Below are 25,299 nucleotides of genomic sequence, written 5' to 3'. Positions count from 1 at the left end.
AACAGGAAAAAGCGGATCAGATGGATTTGGCCCACTCATGTGTCGTCATTCAGCTCGGTACAGAAGGTTTCCATTACGCCGCTTTAATCTAGAGTCATGGGCGTCGCGCAAAGAACAACAAAAATACAGGAGTGAAACCATGTCCGAGCTGAACCTGCACCCCAACGCCGCCGAATCCCTGAACCGCTGGCACGAGATGATCCGTACCGGCAACTTGAAAGCCCTGCCCGACCTGCTCGACCCCAAAGCCGTATTCCGTTCGCCGATGGCCCACACACCCTACCCCGGCGCGCCGGTGGTCGCGATGATCCTCAACACCGTGTTCGAAGTGTTTGAAGACTTCAAATACCACCGTGAACTGGCGACGGCTGATGGTTTGAATGTGGTGCTGGAATTCAGTGCCAAGGTAGGCTCGAAAGAGCTCAAGGGCATCGACATGATCCGCTTCGATGAACAGGGGAAGATTGTCGAGTTCGAGGTGATGGTGCGGCCGTTAAGTGGGTTGCAGGCGCTCGGTGAGGAAATGGGGCGGCGGTTGGGGGCCTATCTGGCCGCTGCCAAAGCCTGAAACCCGGACACAAAAAAGCCCACTGACCGTCGCCGGTTCAGTGGGCTTTGTGTGTCAGGCGTCTGAATTACAGAGCCATGTCACGTGCAGCGTTTTCTTTTGGAGCTTTAGCCTTGTCAGCCGCTTCTGCCGCCGGAGCTGCAGCCTGGCCAATCACCGGTGGGGTTGGCAGTTGCAGGATCTTGGCGGTGTAAGCCCACTCTTCAGCCACTTTGGCTGGATCGTTGTTCAGCTGGGTGCCGTAGCTTGGAACGATCTGGTGCAGCTTGGCTTGCCACTCAGGGGTAGCGACTTTGTCTTTGAAGACTTTCTGCAGCACGCTCAGCATGATCGGTGCAGCGGTCGATGCGCCTGGCGATGCGCCCAGCAGACCGGCGATGGAGCCGTCTTTCGAAGCAACGATTTCGGTGCCCAGTTTCAGCACGCCGCCAGCGGCTTCATCACGCTTGATGATTTGCACGCGTTGGCCGGCTTGCCACAGGCGCCAGTCTTCGGCTTTGGCGTTCGGGAAGTATTCCTTCAGCGCGTTCAGACGGTCTTCATCCGACAGCATCAGTTGACCGGCCAGGTACTCGACCAGCGGGTATTCCTTGATGCCGACCTTGGTCATAGGCCAGATGTTGTGGGTGGTGGTGCTGGTCAGCAGGTCCAGGTACGAACCTTCCTTCAGGAACTTGGTGCTGAAGGTTGCGAACGGGCCAAACAGAATGACGCGCTTGCCGTCCAGGACACGGGTGTCCAGGTGCGGAACGGACATCGGAGGCGCGCCAACCGAAGCCTTACCGTAGGCCTTGGCCAGGTGCTGCTCGGCGATGGCCGGGTTATCGGTCACCAGGAACGAGCCGCCTACCGGGAAGCCAGCGTATTCCTTGGCTTCTTCGATACCGGACTTCTGCAGCAGGTGCAGAGCACCGCCGCCGGCGCCGATGAACACGAACTTGGCGTCGGTTTCAGTCTTGGTGCCGTCTTTCAGGTTCTTGTAGCTGACGCGCCAGGTGCCATCGGCGTTCTTGGTGATGTCCTGTACTTCGCTCGACAGCTTCATGCTGAAGTTAGGCTTGGTCTGCAGGTAACCGGCGAACTGGCGGGTGATTTCGCCGAAGTTCATGTCGGTACCCAGCGGGCTCCAGGTGGCCGCGATTTTCTGGTTCGGGTCACGCCCTTCCATCATCAGCGGAACCCACTTCTTGATCACAGCCGGGTCTTCGGAGTACTGCATGCCGGCGAACAGCGGGCTCGCCTGCAGGGCTTCGTAGCGCTTTTTCAGGAACTTGATGTTGTCATCGCCCCACACGAAGCTCATGTGCGGAGTGGTGTTGATGAACGAGCGAGGGTCCTTCAGGACGCCCTGCTGAACCTGCCAGGCCCAGAATTGACGCGAGACCTGGAACGCTTCGTTGATCTCGACGGCTTTCGGGATCGACACTTTGCCGTTCTCGTCTTCCGGGGTGTAGTTCAGTTCGGCCAGTGCGGAGTGACCAGTACCGGCGTTGTTCCAGCCGTTGGAGCTCTCCAGGGCGACGCCGTCGAGGCGCTCGACCATTTCCATCGACCAGGTCGGTTCCAGCTCATTGATCCACACACCCAGGGTGGTGCTCATGATGCCGCCGCCGATCAGCAGAACGTCAACTTTCTTTGCTTCTTCGGCATTGGCAGACGACATCCCCATCGCCAAAGCCAGCCCCAGCAAGGCTGTGTTCACTTTTTTAAACATCTGTTGCACCTATGATAAAACGCCTTCCGCCCGCCGCTGTTGTACGTATGAGTTCCCCTTGTTCGCGACACTCAGGCCAGCGTCGCGGGTTCCGGCACACTTCAATTTTGACGGGTGGGCACACAAGGCCGACAGGCTGCGTCGACCTCAGTTATATGTCCCTTCTGAACTGACTTCTTATCATTATTGGCTTCAGCTACTTGAGCGACAGGGGTTCGGTCGGCCCGCCGAAAAGCGCGCCAGACTGAATTAGGTCAAACCAAGTGGGGCGAAGAATATCACGTCAGGACAAACCCGCGCGTCTGTTCCCGACTCGATAGTCTTTATCCGTTCAAGGACTTATCGGCTGCCAGCGGCCGAACATGACCCCCATCAGCGGCTCTGGCTTGAGCCTTTCAGCCGTTTGACCGCCCCTTCCAACCCAGAATCCTGACGCTCCCTTGTTACAAATAGGGTTCCCGGCACCGCTCGACTGAGTTCTCCAAAACCTTCACAACCGAAACCGATCCACCGACTGCGCCAGCCTCCCCGCCAGGCTCGACAACTCATCCGTCGTATTGGCCGTCTCGCCGATCACCTTGCTGTTGCCCTCCGACATGCCCGCGATCATCTCCACCTGATGGGCAATCTCGTTGCTGGCCTGACTCTGTTCGCCGATGGTGCGGGTGATGTCGTTGACCAGTTGTGTGGTGTTCAACGTAGCCTCGAGGATTTCTCGGATGGCGCGTTCGACGTCGGCGGTGACCGCCATGCCCTTGTCGACCTGAGCCACACCTGCCTCCATGCTGCTGACCGCCTCCCGAGTGCTGTTCTGGATGCGCGCGACCATCGCGGCGATTTCCTGGGTTGAAGCGCTGGTGCGGGCGGCCAGGCTGCGCACTTCATCGGCGACCACTGCAAACCCCCTGCCCTGTTCACCCGCCCTGGCTGCTTCGATAGCCGCGTTGAGCGCCAGCAGGTTGGTCTGGTCGGCGATGCTCTTGATCACCTGAATGATGTTGAAGATGCCTTCGGACTCCTGATCCAGCGTGCGGATCACCTGCGCCGATTGCTGGGCGGAACGAGCGATGTCGTCCATGTCGCTGACCACCTGATGGATCACCTGACCGCCGTTTTTCGCCAGTGACTCGGCCTGACTGGCCATGTTCAGCGCCCGTTCGGCGTGGCGGGTGATCTCCTCGATGCTGGCGGTCATCTGGCTGGCGGCGGCGGCCATGGTGCCGGCGGCGGTACTTTGCTGCTGGCTGCTGTCGGCCACCTGATGGCAGCCGTGGCTCAGTTGCTCGCTCATGCCGCTGACGCCGTGGGCATTGCGGCGTACCACGTCGATCATGTCGCGCAGATCCCGCTGCATGGTCGCCAGCGTGCGGATCAGCACGCTGGCCTCGTCCTTGCCCGAAGGCTCGGCGATCGGCTCGCTGAGGTTGCCATGGGCAATGCTTTCAGCAATGCGGCTGGCGGCTTTCAATGGCCCGGTGATGCTCAGGATCACCCAGCGCCCCTGCACCAACAGCAGCAACAGGCTGGCAATCAATACGACACCAAGGGCGATATTGGCGTTGCGGATCGCCGCTTCGGTGCCCTGGCTGGTCTGCCGGGTATTGGTTTCGATCAGCTCGCTCAGGGACGCCATCTGCTCTTCGAGCTGGCTGAACGCGGCGCTGAACGTGCCGAGTTCGTGTTGCGCCGTGTCCGGATTGTCCAGCGCCAGCCCGACAATCCGCTCGCCGGCGTTGATGTAAGTGTCGAGACTTGGCCGGATCTGCTCCAGCGCGGCCCGGATCGAGGCGTCGAGCGGCAGTTTCAGGTTCTCGCCCAGTACCTCGCGAAAATGCGCGGCATGTTCTTCGACGGAACTGCGCACCTCGTCCGCCGTGCTGGTGCTTTTGCCCAGCCCCACGAGCATCGCCGAATAGACATCGGCGCGCAGGGCGTCGTGCATCATGTCGGCTTCCATGTGGTTGCGCAGCGCGCTCATGCTGACCGCGTTGTCACTGACCGCCGAAGCCATCCGCTGGTTGCCGACGTAACTGACCAGGCTCACGATCAGCGCCGTCAGCAGACTGGTCGCAATCAGCAACACCAAACGCAGTTTGATCGACACGGTAATTTTCTCCCTGGTCGCGCCGCACAGCGCTTTCAAAGCTTCAGTTAAGCCTATTTCCGCGAACCCGCCGGGTTAGAGCGTCTCAACGTGTGTCGTCACATCCGGTAAAAAAGAACACTGTGCGGCAGTTCTCGGTTTGCAGCCCCGACAACTTGTTCCGGCCCATGGAACTCCCGAGCCACGCGGCACCTCTCACATTATGTGGAACTTCCTTTTCGCTTTACGCTGCTGGAGGAACACCGTCATGCGTCGTTTATTACTCGTTTCGTCTCTTGTGCTGTGCCTGCCCTTTGGATCGGCCTTCGCCCGTGTGGATGCGGGAGATGTCGCCACATCGGCGGGTGTTTCAGCGTCGCTGTACTCCACCTTCAAGGATCACAAAATGGTGATTCCGGCCCGTGACGACCTGTCCGCCTTCGTCGCCAGCGGCGGTGCCATCCGTGGCGTGTATCTGGAGTCGGTGCTGCAACAGGTTCGCCAGGACAACCCCGGCCTGAATGCCAGCGATGAAGAGCTGGCCAACGCCATCCTGGTTCATTACGAAGGCTTGTCGCAGTAAGCCGTACGCTCGACGTCGCCAGCTCTGCACTCTGCCGATGGACGGCAGCCGGGCGACCATGGGCAAAACCGTCGAACGGCCTCTATGATGGAGGCCATGACGATTTCCGCCCCGATCCGCTCCCCCTGCCCTCCCGGTGTCTGCGACTGCGGGCGCGATCCGCTGCTGGAAAATCCTGGTGCAGATATACGCATCCTGTTGCTGACCCGGCAGGAGGAAAAACGCCTGCTGGATCGTCTGGAAAACCTGCAAAGCCTGGCCGATCTCGAACGCCTGCAAGGCCGGATGTTCGAGCAGTTAGGCATTCGCGTGGAAATCGCCCCCGGTGACAACGTGGTCAAAACCATGCTCGGGATCGATATCAGGATCGACGAACTGCCGGGCCTCTGCCGCAAGACAAAACAATCCATTCCGGCCGCCATCCGCCGTGGCCTGAAAAAACATCCGGAAGTCGCCTACCAATTGCTCAACGCCCACGACTTGCTGCGCGACACCTGATCATTTTTTCATGCCGACCCGCTTGCGCATCTCGGCCGTGATGCTCTGGCGGGTTTTCTTCATGTCCGCCCAGGGCTCATCGCCGACCTCCGCCAGTCGTTCGTGGACGTTATGCACGTTCCATTGATTGGCGCCTTTGATCTCCTTCACTTCATCGATAAACAGCGGCACCGACACCGGCAACCCTTCGCGGGTGCGCGCCGCGTAGGCGCAAATGGTGGTGGCACCGAGACCGTTGCGCAGGTAATCGATAAAGATCCGCCCCACCCGGTTCTTCGGCCCGGACACTGCTGAAAACCGTTCCGGCAACAGCTTGGCCATGTGGCTGACGATGGCATGGCTGAAATCCTTGACCTCGTCCCAGCCGTGCTTGCGGATCAACGGCACCACCAGATGAATGCCTTTGCCGCCGCTGGTCTTGAGGAATGCCCGCAAACCCAGTTCATCCAGCACGGTCAGGGTCAGGGCGGTGGCTTCGACCATGCTTTTCCAGGGCAGCGCGGGGTCCGGGTCGAGGTCGAGAACAAAGCGGTCGGGCTTCTCCAGGTCCACCGTGGTGGCGTTCCAGGTGTGCAGTTCGACGGTACTCATCTGCACCGCGCCGACCAGCGCTTCGGCATTGTTGATCAACATGACCGGTTGCCCGGTGACGTCCTTGTCCAGCGTGCGGATGCCCGGGATCGCAAGGTGTTCGGCGTTTTTCTGGAAGAACAGTTCGCCGGCAATGCCATCCGGCGCCCGCACCAGTGCCACCGGGCGATCCTTGAGTTGCGGCAGGATCCACTCGGCGACGCTGGCGTAATACTCGGCGAGTTGCATCTTGGTGGTGCCGCTGCTGGCGTCGATCACCCGGTCGGAGTGAGTGATGCGCACCTTGCCGCTGGCCAGGCCGGGTCCTGATTCAGACTGTTTCACCGTTTTGGCCCTCTCTTGAGTGATGTCCCGGGCCGGTTTGTCCTCACGCACGCCATGAAACACCGCATGGCGCACCGAACCGTCCCGAGTCATCTCGGCAAACGCGACTTCCGCCAACAGGCTCGGTTTCAGCCAGTGCACGCCTTGGGCCTCGAAGCCACTCGGCGGGTTGACCACGGCCGGTTTCTTCGCCCGTAAGGGCTTCAACTGCGCACGCAGGCTTTTCAACGTGGCCTCATTGAAACCGGTGCCGACCTTGCCGGCATAACGCAATTCACCGCTGTCGCGATCGTGCAGACCCAGCAACAACGCACCAAACGCACTGCGCGAACCCTTCGGATCGGTGTAGCCGACAATCACGAATTCCTGACGATGCTTGCACTTGAGCTTGATCCAGTCACTGCTGCGCCGTGACACGTAGGGCGAGCCGAGGCGCTTGCCGATCAGGCCTTCCATCTGCATCTGGCAGGCGCTGTTGAGCAACGCCTCCGGGGTTTCGTCGAACGCTTCGGAGAAGCGCAACAGCGGATCCTTGTGCGCCTTCAACACCGTAGCCAGCGCCGCGCGCCGCTCTTCGACCGGTACTTCGCGAAGATCGACGCCGTTGAGGTAAGGCAGGTCGAACAGGTAATAAATGATGTTCGCGCTGCGGTTGGCTTCGAACGCATTCTGCAGCGCCTGAAAATCCGGAACACCGGCCTCGTCGGCGACGACCATTTCACCGTCAAGCCAGGCCGATTCCAGCCCCAGCGCGGCGAGTGCCCGGGCCTGCTCCGGCAGTTTGTGCGTCCAGTCATGAGCGTTACGGGTGAACAACTGCACGTCGTCATGATCGATGCGCGCCATGATCCGGTAGCCGTCGAACTTGATTTCGTAACTCCAGTCTCCCGCCGGCGCACTGTCCACCAACGTGGCCAGTTGCGGTTTCAACTGCGCGGGAATCCGGGCCTTGTGTGCGCCAACAAGTTTTCCCGAGGCCGGCTTGCGCGCAGGCTTTTTGAGCGGTTTGACTTGTCTGGCGTCGAGCCTGGGTTTGTCGACCAAGGTACGCTCGCTGAGCACGCTGTCCGGCTCGGCGACCAGCACGTCGTAATCGCTTTGCGGCCGGGCGGCGCTGTCCTGATGCTTGATCAGAAACCATTGCTCCTGCTTGCCCGGCATGTGGGTGCGCACCAGATTCCACACCCCGCCAAGCTTCTCGCCTTGCAGCTCGAACTTGAGTTTGCCCTTGGCGTAGGCCTTCTGCGGGTCTTCCAGCGGGATCCACACGCCGCGATCCCAAACGATTACGTCCCCGGCGCCGTAATGGCCCTCGGGAATATTGCCTTCGAAGGTCGCGTAATCCAGCGGATGGTCTTCGACATGCACCGCCAGCCGCTTGACCGTGGGGTCCAGCGACGGGCCTTTGGGCACCGCCCAGCTTTTGAGCGCACCGTCGAGTTCCAGGCGAAAGTCATAATGCAGGTGCGACGCGTCGTGCTTCTGGATGCAGAACTGCAGCGCGTGATCGACATCAGCCTTCTTGCCCCGCCGCTTGACCGCCGCCGGTTCAGAGGTGGCCGAGAAGTCGCGCATGCGGTTGTAGTCGTCGAGGTTCCTGTTCATCGCGGCTCCGGCTGCAATCGGGTCCTGTTATGCAGAAGAGCGACGCTGGCGGAGAAAAATTCAATCGGCGTAAAAAAGCCCCGGACGGATGGAAACGTCCGGGGCTTGGGTGATGACGTGTTTCAGGCTGTGCCTTTGGCCTGCTGCTCCAGATGCACCTGCAACTGAGGGTCGATCTGCAATGCTGCCGCCAGTTCATCCAGGTAATTGCGCTCGGCGTCCTGCTGGTCGTCCACCAGCATCACGCTGGCGATGTACATTTCGGCGGCCACCGCCGGATCGTTGTTGGCGGCTTGCGCGACTTCGCTGGCATCCAGCGGTTTGGCGACTTCGGCGTCGAGCCATTGCTGCAGGTTCGGATCGTCGGTGTGGCGGCCGATTTCGCTGCTGATCAGGTGTTTTTCCGAATCGTCGATCCGGCCGTCTGCCTTGGCCGCCGCGATCAGGGCGCGCAGCACCGCGTGACTGTGTTCCTCGACTTGCGGACCGGCTAGCAGGTCAGCGGTCTGCGGCGTTTGTTGCGGCGCCGCGGACGCCTGACTGCGCTGCCAGGCCTGATAGGCCTGGAACGCCATCATGCCCAGCGAGGCCAGTGCTGCGTAGTTGGTGCCGCCGGAGCGACTCTGCGTACCGCCGCCAAGCGCCCCGCCGCCCAATCCTCCGCCACCGCCAAGCAATCCACCGAGCAGCCCGCCCAGGCCGCCCAATCCACCGGCAGGCGAACCGCCGCCGCTGTTACCGCCGCCGCCCAGCAGGCCACCCAGCAAACCGCCGAGCCCGCCCAGGCCATCGCCGGCCGAAGCGCCACTTTGTTGTCCCGCCGAGGCCTGGCCTCGCAGTAGTTGTTCGAGCAGATCACTGGTGTTCATGACATCGTCCTCAGGCAAAGGCGTAACAGCGTCAGGCAACGATAGACCTCCGCACGCGTTGCGCCAGCACCGTTTGGCTGACGCTGCTGCGGGGAAGCGATTTCGGCGTCGAAAAATTTTCCCGGCCAGCTAAGATTCATGAAGGGTGAACCTTATCCCGGCCCGACCGGTCGATAGCTGCAAACCCGACCCGGTTGGCCGCCACCCTTGTCAATCAAGCGTGATACCCGGCTCGCTTCACTTTCTGGAGAACGCCCCTGTGATATCGACCGTCCACATCGCCAGGCTCAAGGCCTGGGGCGCCCATGGTTTCACCGCGACTGGCGTGGTCACTGCCTTTCTGGCCACCCTCGCCCTGCTGGAAAACCAGCCGACCCACTGCCTGATGTGGCTGGGTGTGGCGCTGATCGTCGACGGCCTCGACGGCGCGCTGGCGCGCAAGGTCAATGTGCAGTCGGTGCTGCCGAGTTTCGACGGATCGATCCTCGATCTGGTGATCGATTACCTGACTTATGTGTTCATTCCGGCGCTGTTCATCTATCGCTACATTCCGCTGCCCGACTACACGCTGCTGCTGACGGTGTCGCTGATTCTGGTGTCGTCGCTGTTCTGCTTCTGCAACGTCAACATGAAGAGCAAGGACAACTATTTCGTCGGCTTCCCCGCCGCGTGGAACGTGGTTGCGCTGTGCTTGTACATCATCGGCCCGGGGCCGTGGATTACCTTCCTGACCGTGATCGGCCTGGCGTTGCTGACCATCACCCGGATGAAATTCCTGCACCCGTTCCGCGTACGCCGCTTCATGCCGATCAATATCGCGGTGACGGCGATCTGGTTGCTGTGCAGTCTGTCGCTGGTGATCAACCACCCGGTGATCAATCCACTGGTGATGGGCCTGTGGTTGCTGGCGTCGGCGTACTTTCTCGGCATCTGCATCTGGCGCACGGCGCTGGAGTGGTTTGATGCTTCGCACCTGAAATAGAAATCCCGTGGGAGCGAGCAGGCTCGCTCCCACACGGGTTTGCGCTCAGCGTTTGGTAATCACCACCTCCAGATACTCACTGGGCACCACCATCGACTCCGGTCCTGCCCGGTTCAGCCCGTCGATCAATTGCGTCAGATCTCCTTCCAGCGCCTGCCCGCTCTCCGGCGGCAACGCCGCGAACGCCTTGTGCACCGGTCCGTACCAGTGGCGGAAGATGTCGATGAAATGCGCCGCCGAGCGATAGCGGAAGTTGAAGTGACGACGAGTCACCTGCACCTGGAACTGGCGATCATCGAACTGCGAATGCAACCAGGCTTCCGCGCCCCAGTTCGACGGGGGCTGGGCACCGGGTGGCGGTGGCAAATGGCGGCCGAGGGTCTTGAACATCTGGCCGACGAAGCCTTCCGGCGTCCAGTTGGCCAGACCGATCCGCCCGCCACGGCGACAGACGCGCGCCAACTCCTTCGCAGCCTTGGTCTGATCCGGTGCGAACATCACACCGAAAGTCGACAGCACCGCATCGAAACTGGAATCGGCGAACGGCAGCGCTTCGGCGTCGGCCACCTGAAAGGTCACGTCCAGGTGTTCGGCCCGCGCCCGATCCTGGCCGCGTTCCAGCAGCGCCGCGACATAGTCGGTGGACGTCACCAGACAACCACGACGTGCCGCCGCCAGCGTGGCATTGCCATTGCCGGCGGCGACGTCCAGCACTTCCTCATCGCAGCGCAAATCGCAGGCTTCGGCGAGGGTTTCGCCGACGATCTGCAGGGTGGTGCCGATCACGGCGTAGTCGCCGCTGGCCCAGGCGACTTTCTGGCGTTCCTTCAGGGCAGTGAGATCAACGGGGGTACTCATGAACAGGTGCTCCACGACAGGTTGGATCAGGCGTCACTCGGCGGTCGTCGGGTCGATGATGGTCGTCACCCGGGACACGCTGTTGGCCGGGAATCCCCCTTGCCGGGCGTGTTCGCGCACCAGCTCTTCGTTGGGTGCGATGTACACGCAGTAAATCTTGTCGGCAGTGACGTAACTCTGCAGCCACTGCACCTCCGGCCCGAGTTCACGCAGCACGTTGCAGGACGTTTGCGACACTGCTTTGAGTTCTTGCTCCGACAGCTTTCCGGCCCCTGGAATCTCGCGTTCAATCACGAATTTCGGCATGGCAACCTCGCTTTTCTTATGTGTGACAGGGTTCACATCACCCTGCTCCACCACTATCGCGCCGAGGCCGCCCGGCGTCCCCTCCAATCGTCTAAAGAGCCCGTAAACCGGGCTTTCGCCGATGAATGGCGGGATTTTGTAAAGGCCCCGAAACACTGTCGGGGGTTGCCAATGCGCGAGCGGATCGGCTCTCATGCGCTCCCGACCCGAGAACGGAATCCGACCATGTCCTTGCGCCTCGAATGGCTCGCCGACCACATGCAGCACAGCGACACTTACGCCGAGTGGATCCACCGCCAGTTTCACTACGAATATGCCCATCAACCATTGGCCGAATGGCAGCGGGAATTTGCCGAAGGGCAAACCAATGGTGATTGGCGCTGCCTGATCGCACTGGACGGCGAGCGCTTGCTGGGTGGCGCGGCACTGGCTCGTGCAGATCTTGCGCAACGACCGGATCTGGAGCCTTGGCTGGCCTGCGTGCTGGTCAGCCCCGAATCTCGCGGTCAGGGGCTGGCAGAAAAGTTGATCGAAGGGATTGCCGAGCAAGCAAAGAAACAAGGCCTTCCGCGTTTCTACCTGCATACGCAAAACAAACAGGACTACTACGCAAAACGCGGCTGGAGAGTGCTGGAGCGTTTTCAGGCCTGGGACAACGAACAATGGCTCATGGTGCGCGACCTGTGAGCCATTGATGTTCGCGGTTCAGGCTGCAGGCGCCTTGGCCTCTTTCAGCAGCTGTTGAATCATCTGCTCCTGCGCCTCATAACGCCCCTCGCCAAAGTGGGTGTAACGCACCTGGCCCTTGGCGTCGATCAGGTAGTGCGCCGGCCAGTACTGATTGTCGAAGTTGCGCCAGATCGCGTAGTTGTTGTCGATGGCCACCGGGTAGGTGATGCCGAGTTTCCGTACCTGATCCTTGACGTTGTCGATGATCCGCTCGTAACCGTATTCCGGGGTGTGCACGCCAATCACCACGAGGCCGTCCTTGCCGTACTTTTTCTCCCAGTCCTTCACGTATGGCAGCGTGTGCTGGCAGTTGATGCAGTCGTAGGTCCAGAAGTCCACCAGCACCACTTTGCCACGCAGGGATTCGGCGCTCAGTTCCGGTGAGTTCAGCCATTGCACTGCGCCGGTCAGAGACGGCATCGCGCCTTTGCCCTGCTCATCGGAAGTCGAATCCGCCCGCACTTTGCTGATGAAGTAGTCGACTACTTTCGGCGCGTTTTCCAATACGTTTTTCTCGACGCTGGCGACGCCTTCGGACGAGGTGCCGGCCAGCAGGGTTTTATCAGCGCCAGTGGAGATCACCGCGGCCGCCGCCAACACCGCAACGCCCGCCCCGCGCCGGAACCAGCCGGTGAACGGGATCGACGGTTTCAACCGGTTGACCAGGCCGCGACCGGCGAAAATCAGCGTCCCCAGCGACAACGCACTGCCCGCACCGTAGGCCAGCAGCAACAGGCTGGTCTGGGCGTTGGCACCTTGCAGCATGGCGCCGGTGAGGATCACGCCGAGGATCGGGCCGGCACACGGCGCCCACAGCAACCCCGTGGCAACGCCGATCATGATCGAGCCCATGGGGCCGGCCTTCTGCCGGGTGTCCGGATCGAGACGATTGCCGAGCAATACAAACGGCCGCGCCAGCCAGTCACCAATGCGCGCGGAAATCAGCGACAAAGCGAACAGCACCATCACCACCAGGGCGATGTGCCGACCGGTGTTGTTGGCCTGAATCACCCACTCGCTGCTGACCACCGCCAGGCTCGAAATCGCCGCGAAGGTCAGGGCCATGCCGCCGAGGGTCAGCAGGATCGAAGAACGGCTGCGGTCGACGCCCGCAAACAGGAACGGCACCACCGGCAGGATGCAGGGGCTGAGGACAGTCAACAGACCGCCCAGGAAAGCGATAAGGAACATGAGGTTCACCTCTTGAAGGATGGGCGGTCTGCCGATAAAACAGGTGTCTGCCAATGACCGACAGACACGCTCGGGGGCTTAAGCGGCCTGGCTGTCCAGCCATTGGCTCTGCGGGGTTCGGCTAGCGCCGTTTTCGGCCACCGTCTGGCCTTGCGGGGTATGACTGGAGCCGTCCGCTGCAACCATCTGTCCTTGCGGCGTGTGGCTGGCGCCGTCGGCGGCGATCAAGGCATCGCTGCCCTGCTTGGCCACCGGGCTCAGTTGAAAGCAGGTGCTGCCGGCGCAGCTATTCTGTTCGACGGCGCTGTTGGCATGCGCCGCGACACCAGCAAACGAGAAGGCAATGGCGGTCAAGAAACGCGATACGTTGTTCATGGCGGTCTTCCTTTAATTGGGGGCGGATCAGTTCTGGTTGTCGCAGCCGTCGGCGAATTTGCTGTAGTCGAGAACGCGGGTCTGACCGGCCGAATCGAGGTAAGTCATGCGGGCGTCGACGATGCCGCAGGTCATCGATTTGTCCTCTTTCATCGAGATCACTTTCTGGATGTCCAGATGCGTGCCGTAGGTGTAGGTTTGCGGAGCGGCAACCGCTTCGGCGCGGGCCGACAGGGTGCAGATGTTCAGGGCAGCAAACAGGCAGGCGGCGATTACGGATTTGTTGTTCATGGCGATTTCCTCAAGGCTTCAATGGGTAGGTCGTTGATTGAGCCGAGGCGCTGTGGTGTGCCTCGATGGAGCTCATTTAAGGCTCGCGAGGTATCCCGTCTGTGTCGGGAAACGGCAGGTATAAATCGCTACGTATCTCGCCCGCCGGGGGATACACAGCGATACAAAACCCTGAAAAAATCGTGTTTTTGCGTCCCCGTGTATCCGTCGTTGCGCCGGATACACTGCAATACAAAGGCAGGCAGGCGAGCCCGCGCGGGCTCTATAGACTGCGAGACATCCCCCCCTTGATAGAGGTTTGGCTCCATGGATCATGTCGATCACATTCTCATCGTCGACGACGACCGCGAGATTCGCGAACTGGTTGGCAACTACCTGAAGAAGAATGGCCTGCGCACCACCGTGGTCGCCGATGGCCGGCAGATGCGCAGTTTCCTGGAAGCCAACACCGTCGACCTGATCGTGCTCGACATCATGATGCCGGGCGATGACGGCCTGCTGCTGTGCCGCGAATTGCGCGCCGGCAAACACAAGGCCACGCCGGTCCTGATGCTCACCGCCCGCAATGACGAAACCGACCGCATCATCGGCCTGGAAATGGGCGCCGACGACTACCTGACCAAGCCTTTCGCCGCCCGTGAACTGCTGGCACGGATCAACGCGGTGCTGCGCCGCACACGGATGCTGCCGCCCAATCTGGTGGTCACCGAAAGCGGTCGTTTGCTGGCGTTCGGTCGCTGGCAGCTCGACACCTCGGCCCGGCATCTGCTGGACACCGACGGCACCATGGTCGCCCTGAGCGGTGCGGAATATCGCTTGCTGCGGGTGTTCCTCGATCATCCGCAACGGGTGTTGAGCCGCGATCAGTTGCTCAACCTGACCCAGGGCCGCGACGCCGATCTGTTCGACCGTTCCATCGATCTGCTGGTCAGCCGTTTGCGCCAGCGCCTGCTGGACGACGCCCGCGAACCGGCCTACATCAAGACCGTGCGCAGTGAAGGTTATGTGTTCTCGCTACCGGTCGAAATCCTCGGAGCCCCCGCATGACGTTTGCCCTGCACTGGCCGCGTACCCTGGCCTCACGGTTGTCGCTGATTTTCCTGATCGGTTTGCTGTTGGCGCAGGCGCTGTCGTTCGGTGCGCAGTATTACGAGCGCTATGAAAGCGCGAAGAACACCATGCTCGGCAACCTGGAAACCGACGTCTCGACCTCGATCGCGATCCTCGACCGCTTGCCCGCCGACGAACGCCCGATGTGGCTCGAACGCCTGGCCCGGAACAACTACGGTTACCTGCTGAGCGAAGGCGAACCGGGCACGCCGATCGGCCCGGGCGACGTGCCGATTGCCGTCACCTCGATCACCGATGCCATCGGCGAAGCCTACCCGCTGACCTTCACCGACATTCCGGGACCGAAAAAGCACTTTCAAGGCCATTTGCGCCTGAGCGACGGCAGCCCGGTGACCATCGATGTGCGACCTTCGATGGTGCCGCTGTCGCCGTGGTTACCCGTGGTGCTGCTCGGACAACTGGCGCTGATGATCGCCTGCACCTGGCTGGCGGTGCGCATTGCCATCCGCCCGCTCACCCGCCTGGCCAATGCGGTGGAAACCCTCGACCCCAACGCCCATCCGATCAATCTGGACGAAAAAGGCCCGAACGAAGTGGCCTACGCCGCCCGTGCGTTCAACACCATGCAGGCGCGGATCGCCGCGTACCTGAAGGAACGCATGCAATTGCTGGCGGCGATTTCCCACGACCTGCAAACCCCGATCACCCGTATGAAACTGCGCGCGGAGTTCATGGACGATTCGGCGGAAAAGGACAAACTGTGGAACGACCTTGGCGAGATGGAGCATCTGGTGCGTGAAGGCGTGGCCTATGCGCGCAGCATCCACGGTTCGACCGAAGAAAGTCGGCGCACCAATCTGGATTCATTCCTCGACAGCCTGGTGTTCGACTATCAGGACATGGGCAAAGAAGTGCAATTGAGCGGCAAGAGCGATGCCGTCATCGACACCCGTCCCCACGCCTTGCGCCGGGTGCTGGTCAACCTGACCGACAACGCGCTGAAGTTCGCCGGCGCTGCCGAACTGCACGTCGAGCGCAAACACACCGAACTGTCGATCAAAGTCATGGATCGCGGGCCGGGCATCGCCGAAGACGAACTGGCCCAGGTGATGGAGCCGTTCTACCGCGTGGAAAACTCACGCAACCGCAGCACGGGTGGCACCGGCCTGGGTCTGGCGATTGCCCAGCAACTGGCGATGGCGCTGGGTGGTTCGCTGAATCTGAGCAACCGTGACGGTGGCGGGTTGTGTGCAGAGCTGAAGTTGCCGCTTCATTCGTGATGGCTGTTTAAGCGACGCTGGCCTGCGGGTGTCCGGGATGACATCGCGCGAAGTCGACGGCTACATTCTTCTCGGAAATGGCCGACTGTTATTGCCCGGTGTCGAACTCTATCGTTTGGTCTCCACCGCCGCGATGAGCACCGTTGGTCGCGACTGTAAGTTCTGACAGTCGCGATCGCCAACTGATTGATGTGCGATGGTCCCTCGTACAACCGTACCGTGGAGCACGCATGAATCTGCTCGAGTCCGTAACCCGAACCTGTCAGCGATTGGCTCCAGGTGGCTGGCATTCGCTGTTGCTGGCGCACGGCCTGGATATTCTGGCGCCTTCACTGAAGGCAGAATTGCTCAAACCACTGATCATCGACCGGACGCTCACCGGTTTCGAGGACTTTTGCCCTGATGGCAACCGCGCCATCGAGCCTGCCCTGCCCGCACAAAGCCTGCTCTACCACGCGCTCGCTTCACCGCAAGTCACGGCTGACGAGACCGGGCAGCCTCTAGGGATTTTCCCTACCCATGCCGAAATCGAGGCGGTTCTGAACTACGTGTTCGACATCCAGCCACCCACGCTCAACGACCTGCTGCAACAGGCTCAAGGTGCACCACTGTCGGTGGCGGTGTTCGCCAGAGAGTACCGCTGCGCCGTCGACACGGTCCACGGCCAGCATGCCGATCTGTGTTTCTCCCGCACCGGGATCGCCCGAACAGGCACCGCAGGCGCCCGCTATGACGAACGACTGCGGTGTTTCCTGCCCTTCGTCGACGATGATGCCCACGGGATTCGGGTGATGCCGGTGCATTACAGCGCCTACCTTGCGGTGCAACTGAAGGGCGATGACCAACGCTTCGGGCCTATGGACTTTCAGTCAGGGCTGGATGACGGGCTGGATTTCCAAGTGCCCTTGCACAAGCTCTTCAGTGGAGCGGAGTGCCTGCATGGGCTGGATCTGACCCTGACGCTGGATAACTACCAGATCAACGAAAAGATCCGTCATGTCCACTTGCGCCACAGCGGCACCGGCTGGCAAGAGCCAGAGATATCCGAGCATCCATTCATCATCACCAAGGACCTTGCAGGTTGGGCAACGCAGCCTGACCTGGGACCGGGAATTCTTTCTCCTGAGCCCAAGCCGCATCTGGTCGAGCTGGCTCATTACAAGGGACAACCACTGTCTTTCATGATGCCGGCCAACACCGGCGGCATGGTCCATGGCCGGCACAAGGTGAGAGACGATGGCCAGATCGAGGACCTGAATGATCGCGAGGGTGTTGCCAATCTTGTCAGGCAAGGTGGCTATCGTGCACTGCACTATCAGGATGGCACCGCTGATGGTTTTGTCCGGGCAATCTGCCCACCCCTGACAGACAACCTGCCTTCGAAGGCTGCCTATTCGGTCATCGGCGCCACGGATTACTTTCCGTTTTGCCATCAGCGCCGGCTCCTGCACTGGGTGAAAGAGGAACCTGCCTTCTCCAGCCCCGACATCTGGCATGCGAGGCTGGAAGCCTTATCGAATGTGCGCTATTGCGCGAACCTGAGTTTGAAAGATCAGCCCTTCACGCCTGAGGATCGCGGGATCACGGCCATTGTGGCGCTGCCGCGCAAGCCGAAACCGCGTCCGGCCCCCGGAACCTGGCACCCCTCGCCCCCTCGCCCGTCTTCATTGCCGGACGCTGCCGCCGGGGTCTTCGGCCCAGGCTGGGAGGTGGGCTGGGTTCGCTTGCCAGGTCCGAACGGAACCTGGATCAATGCGCTGGCCGGTTATCAGATGGCCAGCCCCTTTTGTGAAGACAAACGCATCTGTGCCGCGCTCGGTTCCTACTGGCCAGGCGTTGCACCGGACTCCACCCGCACCTTCGAGCCACGCGACAGCCTGCACACCATCATCCCGCTGACCGATGCGGAAACCGGTCAGGGTGATGTGGCCTGGGACAATCATCCTGCCCCGCAGGTGATACTCGACCAAGGCAAGACCTTCGTCCGTTACCACGCCTACGAATACAGCGACTACACGGGCACGGCCCTTGCCAACGGGTTTTCGCTGAGTCTGACCGGCCAGATCACCCAACAGGCGTATCAGGACCGCGTACTCTCGATGTACCGCGTTTACACGGTGCTTGGACCCGGCGACAACCCTGCCCAGCGCAACTATTGGCCATTGCTGTCTTTTTTCCTGGTGCAACGTCCCGATGCAGAACTCGACATCGCTCAGCAACAATCCGGTGTGACGTTGAACGGATGGGTGCATCGCTACCAGATGTACAGGCGCGGCAAAGTGATCCAGCCGGCCGCCAATTTCAAGTGGCAGGATGTTGAAGTCGAGGAACAAGTGAGCCTCCTGGTCAGCGCCAAAGTCATGCTGATCAAGTACGGCAACGCTGCCTGGCAGCTCGCACTTGAATCGGTTTGACGTGCTGGTGATCGGCGCCGGCCCCGCAGGCTGCGCGGCGGCGATCGGCTGTGCGCAGCGCGGCTTGCGGGTTGCGCTGATCGAGCAGCAACAATTTCCCAGATTCCGCCCCGGAGAAAGTCTGCACCCCGGCATCGAACCGTTGCTGGAACAGCTTGGCGTGGCTGAACAACTGTGTAACCACCATGCCTTGCGTTTCGAGGGACACTGGGTCCAGTGGAATGGTCCGCTGCAGTTCATCGGATTTGGTGGCGATGACTACGGCCCCTGGCGCGGCTTTCAGATCTCCAGGGCCAAACTGGATGCGGCGCTGCTGCAACAGGCTGCTGTTCTCGGTGTCACGGTGTACCAGCCGTGCCGCGCGCAACAGGTACTCCTGCGGGACGATCGCGTGATCGGCTTGAACACCGACGCCGGCCTGCTGTTTGCTCCCTACCTGATCGATGGCAGTGGTGGACCGGGATGGTTGAGTCGAAAACGACAGATCGCAGTTCGACACTACTCGCCGCCGTTGGTGGCCTGTTTCGGATATCACGAGGGCAGTCTGCCCCCCGATGAAAAGGCACCTCGATTGTCAGCCGATCCTGATGGCTGGACCTGGCTCGCGCAGGTTGAGCAGCAGCGGCTGCACTGGGCGCGCCTGACTTTCGAAAAGCAAAAGTACTCTCCAGAGATGATTCCCGAGCGTCTGCGAACACTGCCACTATCGGCTCCGATTCGCGGCGCCGACGTCACTTGGCGCCTCTGCACGGCGCCCGCCGGGCCAGGTTATTTCATGGTTGGCGATGCCGCCAGCCTGCTCGACCCTGCCTCGTCACATGGCGTACTCAAAGCGTTGATGACGGGCATGCAGGCGGCAAAAACCGTGTACGACTGTCTCCGGCAACCGGCATGGCAAGGTGCCGCGCGCCAGCAATACAGCCAATGGGTGAACGAGTGGTTCGAGCGAGACTCGGCACAACTGCGCAATTTCTACAGCCTGCATCCCCATCCACCCGAATGGCTGTTACGCGATAGCTGAACCGACTACACCACGCCCAGCACACCGTCTGCATGCATCTGCCGCAACAACGCCAACCCGCTGTCCATGAACGACGCAGTTCCCGGCAACCCTGCCTCCATCGCCAGCCCTTCCAGTTGCTCACGACCGTTCAACGCAGGGAACTCGCCAATGCGCTGCAACAACCGCCAGGCCAACGGGCTCAGCTCGGAAAACTTCACACCGAAATCCACCGCACGCCGCACCAGCAACAAGGTTGGCTGGGCCGGTGGTGTAGACGGTTGATGATCCGGACTGAGGACTTGCACCGGCCACGTATACGCCAATGGCCAGGCCAGCGCCGAAACCTGCAATGGCCGCTCCACCAGCAACGCGGGATCACTTGCCGAAAATGGCTCGGCGTCGGACTGCTGCAACACCATTTCCACCCACTCGTAATGCGCCAGTTCCACCAGAAACGTCGGCCACTCGCCCGCGCTCAACACGGCGGGCTCCGACGCGAGGTAACCGACAAACTCCTCGGCGATCTCACCGAATTTTGGCGTCTGCGCGCGGTAGTCCCGCAGAAAGCCGCGAATCAGGGTGCGCCAGCGCTGATCGCCGATGATCCGGATCAGCACGGGAAAGGTCCCACCCAACAGTTGCGAGACATTGTTGAACACCAGGTCGCGATAAACGTTGACTCGCGCCGCGTTCATGGCGGCCGGGGGCGTCTCGTTCTCGGGATCGCGCAGGTAGCGCGTCAGGGCCCGTTGTTGCTGCTCAAGGTTATCCACGTTGGCCTCCCTGATTCTGCAAGCGGCGAATGGTCTGCAACTCCGCCACCAACTCGGAGAAGGCCGGGAAGTTGAAGTCGCGTTCGAGCAGGGTCGGCTGGGCGCCAAAGCGTGCATAGGCGTCCGCCAGCAGCGACCAGACCACAGGTTTCACCGACGCGCCGTGGGTGTCGATCTTCAGCGTGTCGGACTCGTCGAAATGCCCGGCCACGTGCATCCCGACCACCCGGCCCGGTTCGATCCCGGCCAGAAACGTCTTCGGGTCGAAGCCGTGGTTGATCGAGTTGACGTAGACGTTGTTCACATCGAGCAGCAAGTCGCAATCGGCCTCGCGCAGCACAGCGTTGGTGAAGGTGACCTCGTCCATGTCCTGCCGGGGCGCGGCGTAATAGGAAACGTTTTCCACTGCCAGACGCCGGCCGAGGATGTCCTGGGCCTGACGAATCCGCGCAGCCACGTGGCGCACGGCTTCTTCGGTAAACGGCAATGGCAGCAGATCATAGAGATGGCCGTCGTCGCTGCAATAGCTCAAGTGTTCGCTGTACAGCGGCACGTTGTAATGATCGAGAAACACCCGGACTTCCCGGAGAAATTCGACATCCAGCGGCGCCGACCCGCCGAGCGACAACGACAAGCCGTGGCAGGACAACGGATAACGCTCGGCCAGTTCACGCAGCGCGGCACCGTGGGCACCACCGACGCCGATCCAGTTTTCCGGGGCGACTTCGAGAAAGTCGAAATCGCCGGTGCGGGCGGCTTGAAGATCCTTCATCAAGCCGCGACGCAGGCCGAGCCCGACGCTGGCCTGCAAGGTGGGTTGGGGAATCTGCATGGGCAAGATCTCTGCTGAGGAGCCGCCGGGCGTGGCGACTGACAGACTCAGTTAAACCGGCGGGTGTATCGCGGCTGTGTGGGCGATGCGCGAGAAATGGCGGGGTTTGTATCGGCGACGAGCCTGTACACAATGGGATACAGAGTCGCTGCCCTCTTCCTGAACGACGAGTTACGAATTCATTGACGTATCTGCCAGTTTTCGTTAGTTTTGCCCCCATCGAAGCGACTGACCAGATGAGATTGAGCGCTTCCCGGCAGCGAGAGCTGTAACCGCGCAAGGCGGTTCGTAAGTGGTGTCTGGATCTGCTTTACCGAATCGAAAAAGGCGCCTCTGGCGCCTTTTTTCGTTTTTGGTGTCAGCGTTTGGTGGAGGTCGGTTGACGAAGGTAGACCTTACCGCACAGCAGCATAAATCCCATTTTCCCGAACAGCCTGGGCGGCTTTTCAGTCTGGTGGTAAGCGCTTTCCACGACCAGATTGAGATCTTGCAGCTTCTCTTCGGCAGCGCGACGCAACTCAAAAAAGACATGGTAGGGCCCGCTCGGATCCTCAATCATGATGGAGTACGCCCAGTTTCGCATCGCCGCCGTTTCACTAACTTTCGCCTGGGGATGATTCAATCCCTTGATCACTGGTGGCAGTGACAGTGAAAGGCGGTAGCGGGTCATGCAAAAGCTACGCTGCCGCTGGGCATGGTCGAGCAGGATGGGCTCCCCGGCCGGATGTAAGGCTTGATCGTACCCCGTGCTGAAACAATGATTCGAAAAAGTGACATGCACGCGCAAATCACGCCTCGCCAATTGACTCTGAATCGTGAATGTAAAGGGTTCTAGATGAGAAAGGTTGTACGTCAATCCGCCTATGCACAGCGGTGGAAAGTAGGCGGTCAATTCGCTCTCCGTTGCATCCAATGCATCACTTTATTTCTGTGCTTCGGCTCCCGAGCACCATCGGTGAGTAACCCGGCAAGACGACAGAGTTCATGGCTTTTAGCGGGGATGATTTCTCGGCGGACTCGATCAATCTGTGCGAGGAAGTGGCTTCGGACTTCACAGATAAACAAAGACTTCAGCACTCAAAAGTCCTTGCCTCGACCGAGTCGATTCAGAATATGGGATAGAGCCACGTCGAAGTTGTAGGCAAAATCTGCGTGTTGCGTAAGGAAGTGCGCCTATCGTGCTTTCGCCGGTCCCAACACCGGCTAGACTGAATCAGTACCCAGTCGAGGGGGACGCAGGACAGCAGTGTCGCCCTGCCCGTTTCCACGACCACCGCCCGGTGGTGAATGCCTCGACCCCCAACACCACCGGACTGTGATCCTTAACAGGAGCACATGACATGGACGAGGCCAGACTCAACGAGTTCATGGGCAAACTGGTCAACGACATGGGCGGCGCGGCGATGCTGGCCAATGTCATCGTCGGCGAAGAACTTGGCTTGTACAAAGCCATGGCCGACAGCCAACCGATCTCCCCGGAAACCCTCGCCGAAAAAACCGCCTGCAACTCCCGGCTCGTCCGCGAATGGCTGAGCGCCCACGCGGCGTCGGGCTACATGGAACACCTGGACGGCAAATTCCGCCTGCCGGAAGAACAGGCGATGGCCCTGGCCAAGGAAGATTCGCCGGTCTACGTGGCCGGCGGGCTCGGCGTAGTGGCGTCGTTTTTCCACGACAAGGACAAACTGGTCAAAGCCATGCGCGGCAATGGCGCCCTGCCCTGGGGTGATCACCATCCGTGCATGTTCACCGGCACTGAACGGTTCTTCCGCCCCGGCTACAAAGGACATTTGATTGCCGAATGGCTGCCGGCGCTGGAGGGCGTTGTGGCCAAACTCGAAGAAGGCGCCAAGGTCGCCGATGTCGGCTGTGGTCATGGCGCTTCCACGGTGATCATGGCCCAGGCCTATCCCAACTCGCGTTTCGTCGGATTCGACTACCACGCACCTTCGGTCACCGTTGCCACCCAGCGTGCTGAAGAAGGCGGCGTCAGCAGCCGCGCGAAGTTTTTCCAGGGCACGGCGAAAAGCTTTCCCGGCGACGACTACGACCTGATCTGCTACTTCGACTGCCTGCACGACATGGGCGACCCGGTCGGCGCGGCGCGACATGCCTACGATTGCCTGAAGGACGACGGCACCGTGTTGCTGGTTGAGCCCTTTGCCAACGATACGCTGGACGACAACATCAACCCGGTCGGGCGGCTGTTCTACGCGGCATCGACGTTCATCTGCACGCCGAACTCGCTGTCCCAGGAAGTGGGCCTGGGGCTTGGCGCTCAGGCCGGCGAGATGCGCTTGCGCAAAGTGTTCAGCGAAGCCGGGTTCAAGCAGTTCCGACGGGCGACGCAGACGCCGTTCAACCTGATTCTGGAGGCACGCAAGTAAACGTTGTTACCGGGCGCCTCCAAAAGAGGCGCCCGGCAGTGCTAACCTGCAAGGCACTCACAGCCTGCGGAGCGCTGACCATGCTCGACCGCCCCCTCCACGAACATCTCGATTATCTGCAACGGACCATGGCCGACGGCGATTTCGTGGTGCTGACCGGCGCCGGCATCAGCACACCATCGGGCATCCCGGACTACCGCGACACCAACGGCGTGCGCCGTGGCCGGCAGCCGATGATGTACCAGGAATTTCTGTCGGCGCCCGAGTCACGCCGGCGCTACTGGGCCCGGGCGATGCTCGGTTGGCCACGCGTACGTCAGGCGCAACCGAATGCAGCTCACGAGGCACTGGCCAGCCTGCAAAGCCAGGGCCGGATCGGCGGATTGATCACCCAGAATGTCGACACCTTACACGATCAGGCCGGCAGTCACGGTGTCATCGAACTGCATGGCAGCCTGCATCGGGTGCTGTGCCTGGATTGCGGCCGGCGCAGCGAGCGGGATTCGATTCAGCAATTGATGGAAACGCAGAACCCTTATCTGGCGGGTGTCGATGCCGTGCAGGCGCCGGACGGTGACACCCTGCTCGACCCGGCTTTTGAAGCACGATTTCAGGTGCCGCATTGTCCGCACTGCGAAGGCGAGCGGATGAAACCGGACGTGGTGTTTTTTGGCGAGAACGTGGCGCAAACGACGGCGGCCCGGGCCATGGCGCTGGCAGAAAATGCGGCCGGGATGCTGGTGGTCGGCTCGTCGTTGATGGCGTATTCGGCGTTTCGCCTGTGCCGGGTGATTGCGGATCGGGGCAAGCCGCTGATTGCGATCAATCTGGGCAAGACGCGGGCGGATGAGTTGCTGGATTTGAAGATTGAAGCGTCCTGCGAACAGCTATTGCCACTTCTGACACAACGCCTGACTTCGTGACCTCCGAAGGTCAGTGTTCAGCCTTGAGAATGTCAAAAAGCGCCTGCGCCGCCGCCGACAATTCATTCCCGGAATCAGTCAACACGCCAATCGCCCGCTCCACCACCGGTTCATGCAACGTGAGACACCGCGCGCCCAGCTCACGCATCTGCTCAGCGCACAACGCTGGCACCGCGCTGACGCCCAGCCCACTGGCGACCATTCGCCCGACCGTCGCCAGTTGATGGCTTTCAAACTCCACCGGCAGTTTCATGCCCCGGGCCTGCAAGTGCTCCTCAAGCATTACCCGCACCGTGGACGGTCGTTGCAGGGTAATGAACGGCTCCTGCAGCAAGGTCTGCCAGTCGATGTCGGTGCGCTGGGCCAGCGGCGAATCCTGTGGCACCACCGCGACGAAGCGATCCCTGTAAAGCGGCGTGAAGGTCAGCGACGTGTTCTGCATCGGCTCGAACGCCACGCCGAGTTCGACCTGACGATCGCGGACCATTTCCAGCACTTGCTCGTTGATCACGTCGTTGACCGTCACGTTGACGTTCGGATAGCGCGCACGGAAGGTCTTGAGGATCGGCGGCAGCAGGTTGCCGGCAAACGACGGCATCGCCGCCAGCGTCACTCGCCCCCGTTGCAGGCTGAAGCGCTGGCGCATTTCGTCTTCGGCGTTGTCCCAGTCGGCGATCAGGCGCCGGGCCAGCGGCAGCAGCGATTCCCCTTCAGGGGTCAGCGCCACGTTGCGCGTATTGCGGCTGAACAGACGCCCGCCCAGCCCCTCCTCCAGCGCCTTGATGGTCAGGCTCAGCGCCGATTGCGACAGGTGCAAACGCTCACAGGCCACGGCAAAGCTCAGGCTCTGGGCCACGGCGAGAAAGGCGCGCATCTGCTTGATGGTCATGGTCGTGTCGCTCCAACGGCTAAGCTGTACATCCGCCCGCCGACGACGGCGAGCATTTCTTGATCGCTCCCACGCTCCTGCGTGGGAACAGAGAACCAAGTCCATTGTTGAGCTTTATCAATCAATCAACCTTAAAAATCAACTTAACAAATATATCCCC

General features: G+C 61.0%; 24 protein-coding genes and 1 pseudogene. 11 read left to right on the top strand and 14 right to left on the bottom strand.

Features of this window, described 5'->3' with window-relative positions:
* Nucleotides 1–139: 139 nt before the first annotated feature.
* Nucleotides 140–568 carry a nuclear transport factor 2 family protein gene (locus tag IF199_RS11335; RefSeq protein WP_192560412.1) on the top strand — a complete coding sequence of 143 codons (429 nt, stop codon included), beginning with the start codon at nt 140–142 and terminating at the stop codon, nt 566–568.
* Nucleotides 569–635: 67 nt separating this feature from the next.
* Here the strand turns inward: IF199_RS11335 and mqo are convergent, their stop codons facing one another.
* From mqo to IF199_RS30575, 3 genes and pseudogenes are all read right to left on the bottom strand, one after another.
* Entirely contained in the window at nt 636–2,282 is a 1,647-nt protein-coding gene (gene mqo / locus IF199_RS11330) for a malate dehydrogenase (quinone) (protein ID WP_096822874.1), read from the bottom strand.
* 490 nt (nt 2,283–2,772) lie between these two features.
* Nucleotides 2,773–3,498 (bottom strand): methyl-accepting chemotaxis protein, encoded by a 726-nt coding sequence (locus IF199_RS30580; protein ID WP_371858303.1) that lies wholly within the window; start codon nt 3,496–3,498, stop codon nt 2,773–2,775.
* A 129-nt stretch (nt 3,499–3,627) separates the two neighbouring features.
* A pseudogene (locus IF199_RS30575) lies at nt 3,628–4,386 on the bottom strand (MCP four helix bundle domain-containing protein); the annotation flags it as partial.
* 247 nt (nt 4,387–4,633) lie between these two features.
* Between IF199_RS30575 and IF199_RS11320 the strand changes: the two are divergent.
* Nucleotides 4,634–4,948: a DUF2388 domain-containing protein gene (locus IF199_RS11320; protein ID WP_096822876.1), complete on the top strand. Its 315-nt coding sequence runs from the start codon at nt 4,634–4,636 to the stop codon at nt 4,946–4,948.
* 96 nt (nt 4,949–5,044) lie between these two features.
* On the top strand, nt 5,045–5,446 hold the full coding sequence (locus tag IF199_RS11315) for a hypothetical protein (protein WP_085733146.1): 402 nt from the start codon (nt 5,045–5,047) through the stop codon (nt 5,444–5,446).
* On the opposite strand, the gene ligD is transcribed toward IF199_RS11315, so the two are convergent.
* Together ligD and IF199_RS11305 are read right to left on the bottom strand one after the other, a co-directional pair.
* Entirely contained in the window at nt 5,447–7,966 is a 2,520-nt protein-coding gene (ligD, locus tag IF199_RS11310) for a DNA ligase D (RefSeq protein ID WP_192560410.1), read from the bottom strand.
* Between the two features lie 122 nt (nt 7,967–8,088).
* On the bottom strand, nt 8,089–8,835 hold the full coding sequence (locus IF199_RS11305; RefSeq protein WP_192560409.1) for a tellurite resistance TerB family protein: 747 nt from the start codon (nt 8,833–8,835) through the stop codon (nt 8,089–8,091).
* A gap of 259 nt (nt 8,836–9,094) precedes the next feature.
* Between IF199_RS11305 and pcsA the strand changes: the two genes are divergently transcribed.
* Nucleotides 9,095–9,817, top strand: coding sequence for a phosphatidylcholine synthase (gene pcsA / locus IF199_RS11300; RefSeq protein ID WP_096822879.1), 723 nt, complete (start codon nt 9,095–9,097; stop codon nt 9,815–9,817).
* Between the two features lie 45 nt (nt 9,818–9,862).
* Here pcsA and IF199_RS11295 read toward each other — a convergent pair whose 3' ends face one another.
* Nucleotides 9,863–10,675: a class I SAM-dependent methyltransferase gene (locus IF199_RS11295; RefSeq protein ID WP_096822880.1), complete on the bottom strand. Its 813-nt coding sequence runs from the start codon at nt 10,673–10,675 to the stop codon at nt 9,863–9,865.
* 33 nt (nt 10,676–10,708) lie between these two features.
* A complete protein-coding gene (locus IF199_RS11290; RefSeq protein ID WP_102619593.1) occupies nt 10,709–10,981 on the bottom strand; it encodes a DUF4242 domain-containing protein in 273 nt (90 codons plus the stop codon).
* A gap of 225 nt (nt 10,982–11,206) precedes the next feature.
* Here IF199_RS11290 and IF199_RS11285 point away from each other — a divergent pair, with 225 nt between their 5' ends.
* Nucleotides 11,207–11,668, top strand: coding sequence for a GNAT family N-acetyltransferase (locus IF199_RS11285; RefSeq protein WP_192560408.1), 462 nt, complete (start codon nt 11,207–11,209; stop codon nt 11,666–11,668).
* Between the two features lie 18 nt (nt 11,669–11,686).
* Here the strand turns inward: IF199_RS11285 and IF199_RS11280 are convergent, their stop codons facing one another.
* The 3 genes from IF199_RS11280 to IF199_RS11270 all read right to left on the bottom strand — a co-directional run bounded on the left by IF199_RS11280 (nt 11,687) and on the right by IF199_RS11270 (nt 13,567).
* On the bottom strand, nt 11,687–12,901 hold the full coding sequence (locus IF199_RS11280) for a cytochrome c biogenesis protein DipZ (protein WP_192560407.1): 1,215 nt from the start codon (nt 12,899–12,901) through the stop codon (nt 11,687–11,689).
* Between the two features lie 78 nt (nt 12,902–12,979).
* Nucleotides 12,980–13,276 (bottom strand): hypothetical protein, encoded by a 297-nt coding sequence (locus tag IF199_RS11275; protein WP_192560406.1) that lies wholly within the window; start codon nt 13,274–13,276, stop codon nt 12,980–12,982.
* 27 nt (nt 13,277–13,303) lie between these two features.
* Entirely contained in the window at nt 13,304–13,567 is a 264-nt protein-coding gene (locus IF199_RS11270; RefSeq protein WP_096822885.1) for a DUF2790 domain-containing protein, read from the bottom strand.
* 306 nt (nt 13,568–13,873) lie between these two features.
* Here IF199_RS11270 and IF199_RS11265 point away from each other — a divergent pair, with 306 nt between their 5' ends.
* The 4 genes from IF199_RS11265 (at nt 13,874) to IF199_RS11250 (ending at nt 19,353) form a co-directional block, all read left to right on the top strand.
* The gene (locus tag IF199_RS11265; RefSeq protein WP_085708690.1) at nt 13,874–14,614 is read left to right on the top strand and encodes a response regulator; all 741 of its coding nucleotides are present in this window, start codon (nt 13,874–13,876) and stop codon (nt 14,612–14,614) included.
* Nucleotides 14,611–15,918, top strand: coding sequence for a sensor histidine kinase (locus IF199_RS11260; RefSeq protein WP_192560405.1), 1,308 nt, complete (start codon nt 14,611–14,613; stop codon nt 15,916–15,918). Before IF199_RS11265 ends, IF199_RS11260 begins: the two co-directional genes overlap by 4 nt.
* A gap of 230 nt (nt 15,919–16,148) precedes the next feature.
* Nucleotides 16,149–18,332 (top strand): hypothetical protein, encoded by a 2,184-nt coding sequence (locus IF199_RS11255; protein WP_192560404.1) that lies wholly within the window; start codon nt 16,149–16,151, stop codon nt 18,330–18,332.
* Complete coding sequence (locus IF199_RS11250) at nt 18,319–19,353, top strand: NAD(P)/FAD-dependent oxidoreductase (protein ID WP_192560403.1); 1,035 nt, start codon at nt 18,319–18,321, stop codon at nt 19,351–19,353. The genes IF199_RS11255 and IF199_RS11250 overlap by 14 nt, the downstream gene beginning before the upstream one ends.
* A 5-nt stretch (nt 19,354–19,358) precedes the next feature.
* On the opposite strand, the gene IF199_RS11245 is transcribed toward IF199_RS11250, so the two are convergent.
* The 3 genes from IF199_RS11245 to IF199_RS11235 all read right to left on the bottom strand — a co-directional run bounded on the left by IF199_RS11245 (nt 19,359) and on the right by IF199_RS11235 (nt 21,832).
* The gene (locus IF199_RS11245; protein ID WP_192560402.1) at nt 19,359–20,108 is read right to left on the bottom strand and encodes an HvfC family RiPP maturation protein; all 750 of its coding nucleotides are present in this window, start codon (nt 20,106–20,108) and stop codon (nt 19,359–19,361) included.
* Entirely contained in the window at nt 20,101–20,940 is an 840-nt protein-coding gene (locus tag IF199_RS11240; protein ID WP_192560401.1) for an HvfB family MNIO-type RiPP peptide maturase, read from the bottom strand. The genes IF199_RS11245 and IF199_RS11240 overlap by 8 nt, the downstream gene beginning before the upstream one ends.
* 358 nt (nt 20,941–21,298) lie before the next feature.
* On the bottom strand, nt 21,299–21,832 hold the full coding sequence (locus IF199_RS11235; RefSeq protein ID WP_192560400.1) for a hypothetical protein: 534 nt from the start codon (nt 21,830–21,832) through the stop codon (nt 21,299–21,301).
* Between the two features lie 448 nt (nt 21,833–22,280).
* On the opposite strand from IF199_RS11235, the gene IF199_RS11230 reads away from it, so the two are divergent.
* A complete protein-coding gene (locus IF199_RS11230) occupies nt 22,281–23,327 on the top strand; it encodes a class I SAM-dependent methyltransferase (protein ID WP_096822889.1) in 1,047 nt (348 codons plus the stop codon).
* Nucleotides 23,328–23,407: 80 nt separating this feature from the next.
* A complete protein-coding gene (locus IF199_RS11225) occupies nt 23,408–24,250 on the top strand; it encodes an NAD-dependent protein deacetylase (protein ID WP_192560399.1) in 843 nt (280 codons plus the stop codon).
* 10 nt (nt 24,251–24,260) lie between these two features.
* Here IF199_RS11225 and IF199_RS11220 read toward each other — a convergent pair whose 3' ends face one another.
* Nucleotides 24,261–25,139: a LysR family transcriptional regulator gene (locus IF199_RS11220; RefSeq protein ID WP_096822891.1), complete on the bottom strand. Its 879-nt coding sequence runs from the start codon at nt 25,137–25,139 to the stop codon at nt 24,261–24,263.
* Nucleotides 25,140–25,299: the final 160 nt, after the last annotated feature.

Origin of the sequence: Pseudomonas allokribbensis, assembly GCF_014863605.1 — a bacterium.
Taxonomy (GTDB): Bacteria; Pseudomonadota; Gammaproteobacteria; order Pseudomonadales; family Pseudomonadaceae; genus Aquipseudomonas; species Aquipseudomonas allokribbensis.
The sequence above is the reverse complement of the archived record's forward strand: the minus strand, read 5'-3'. Positions and strand labels throughout refer to the sequence as shown.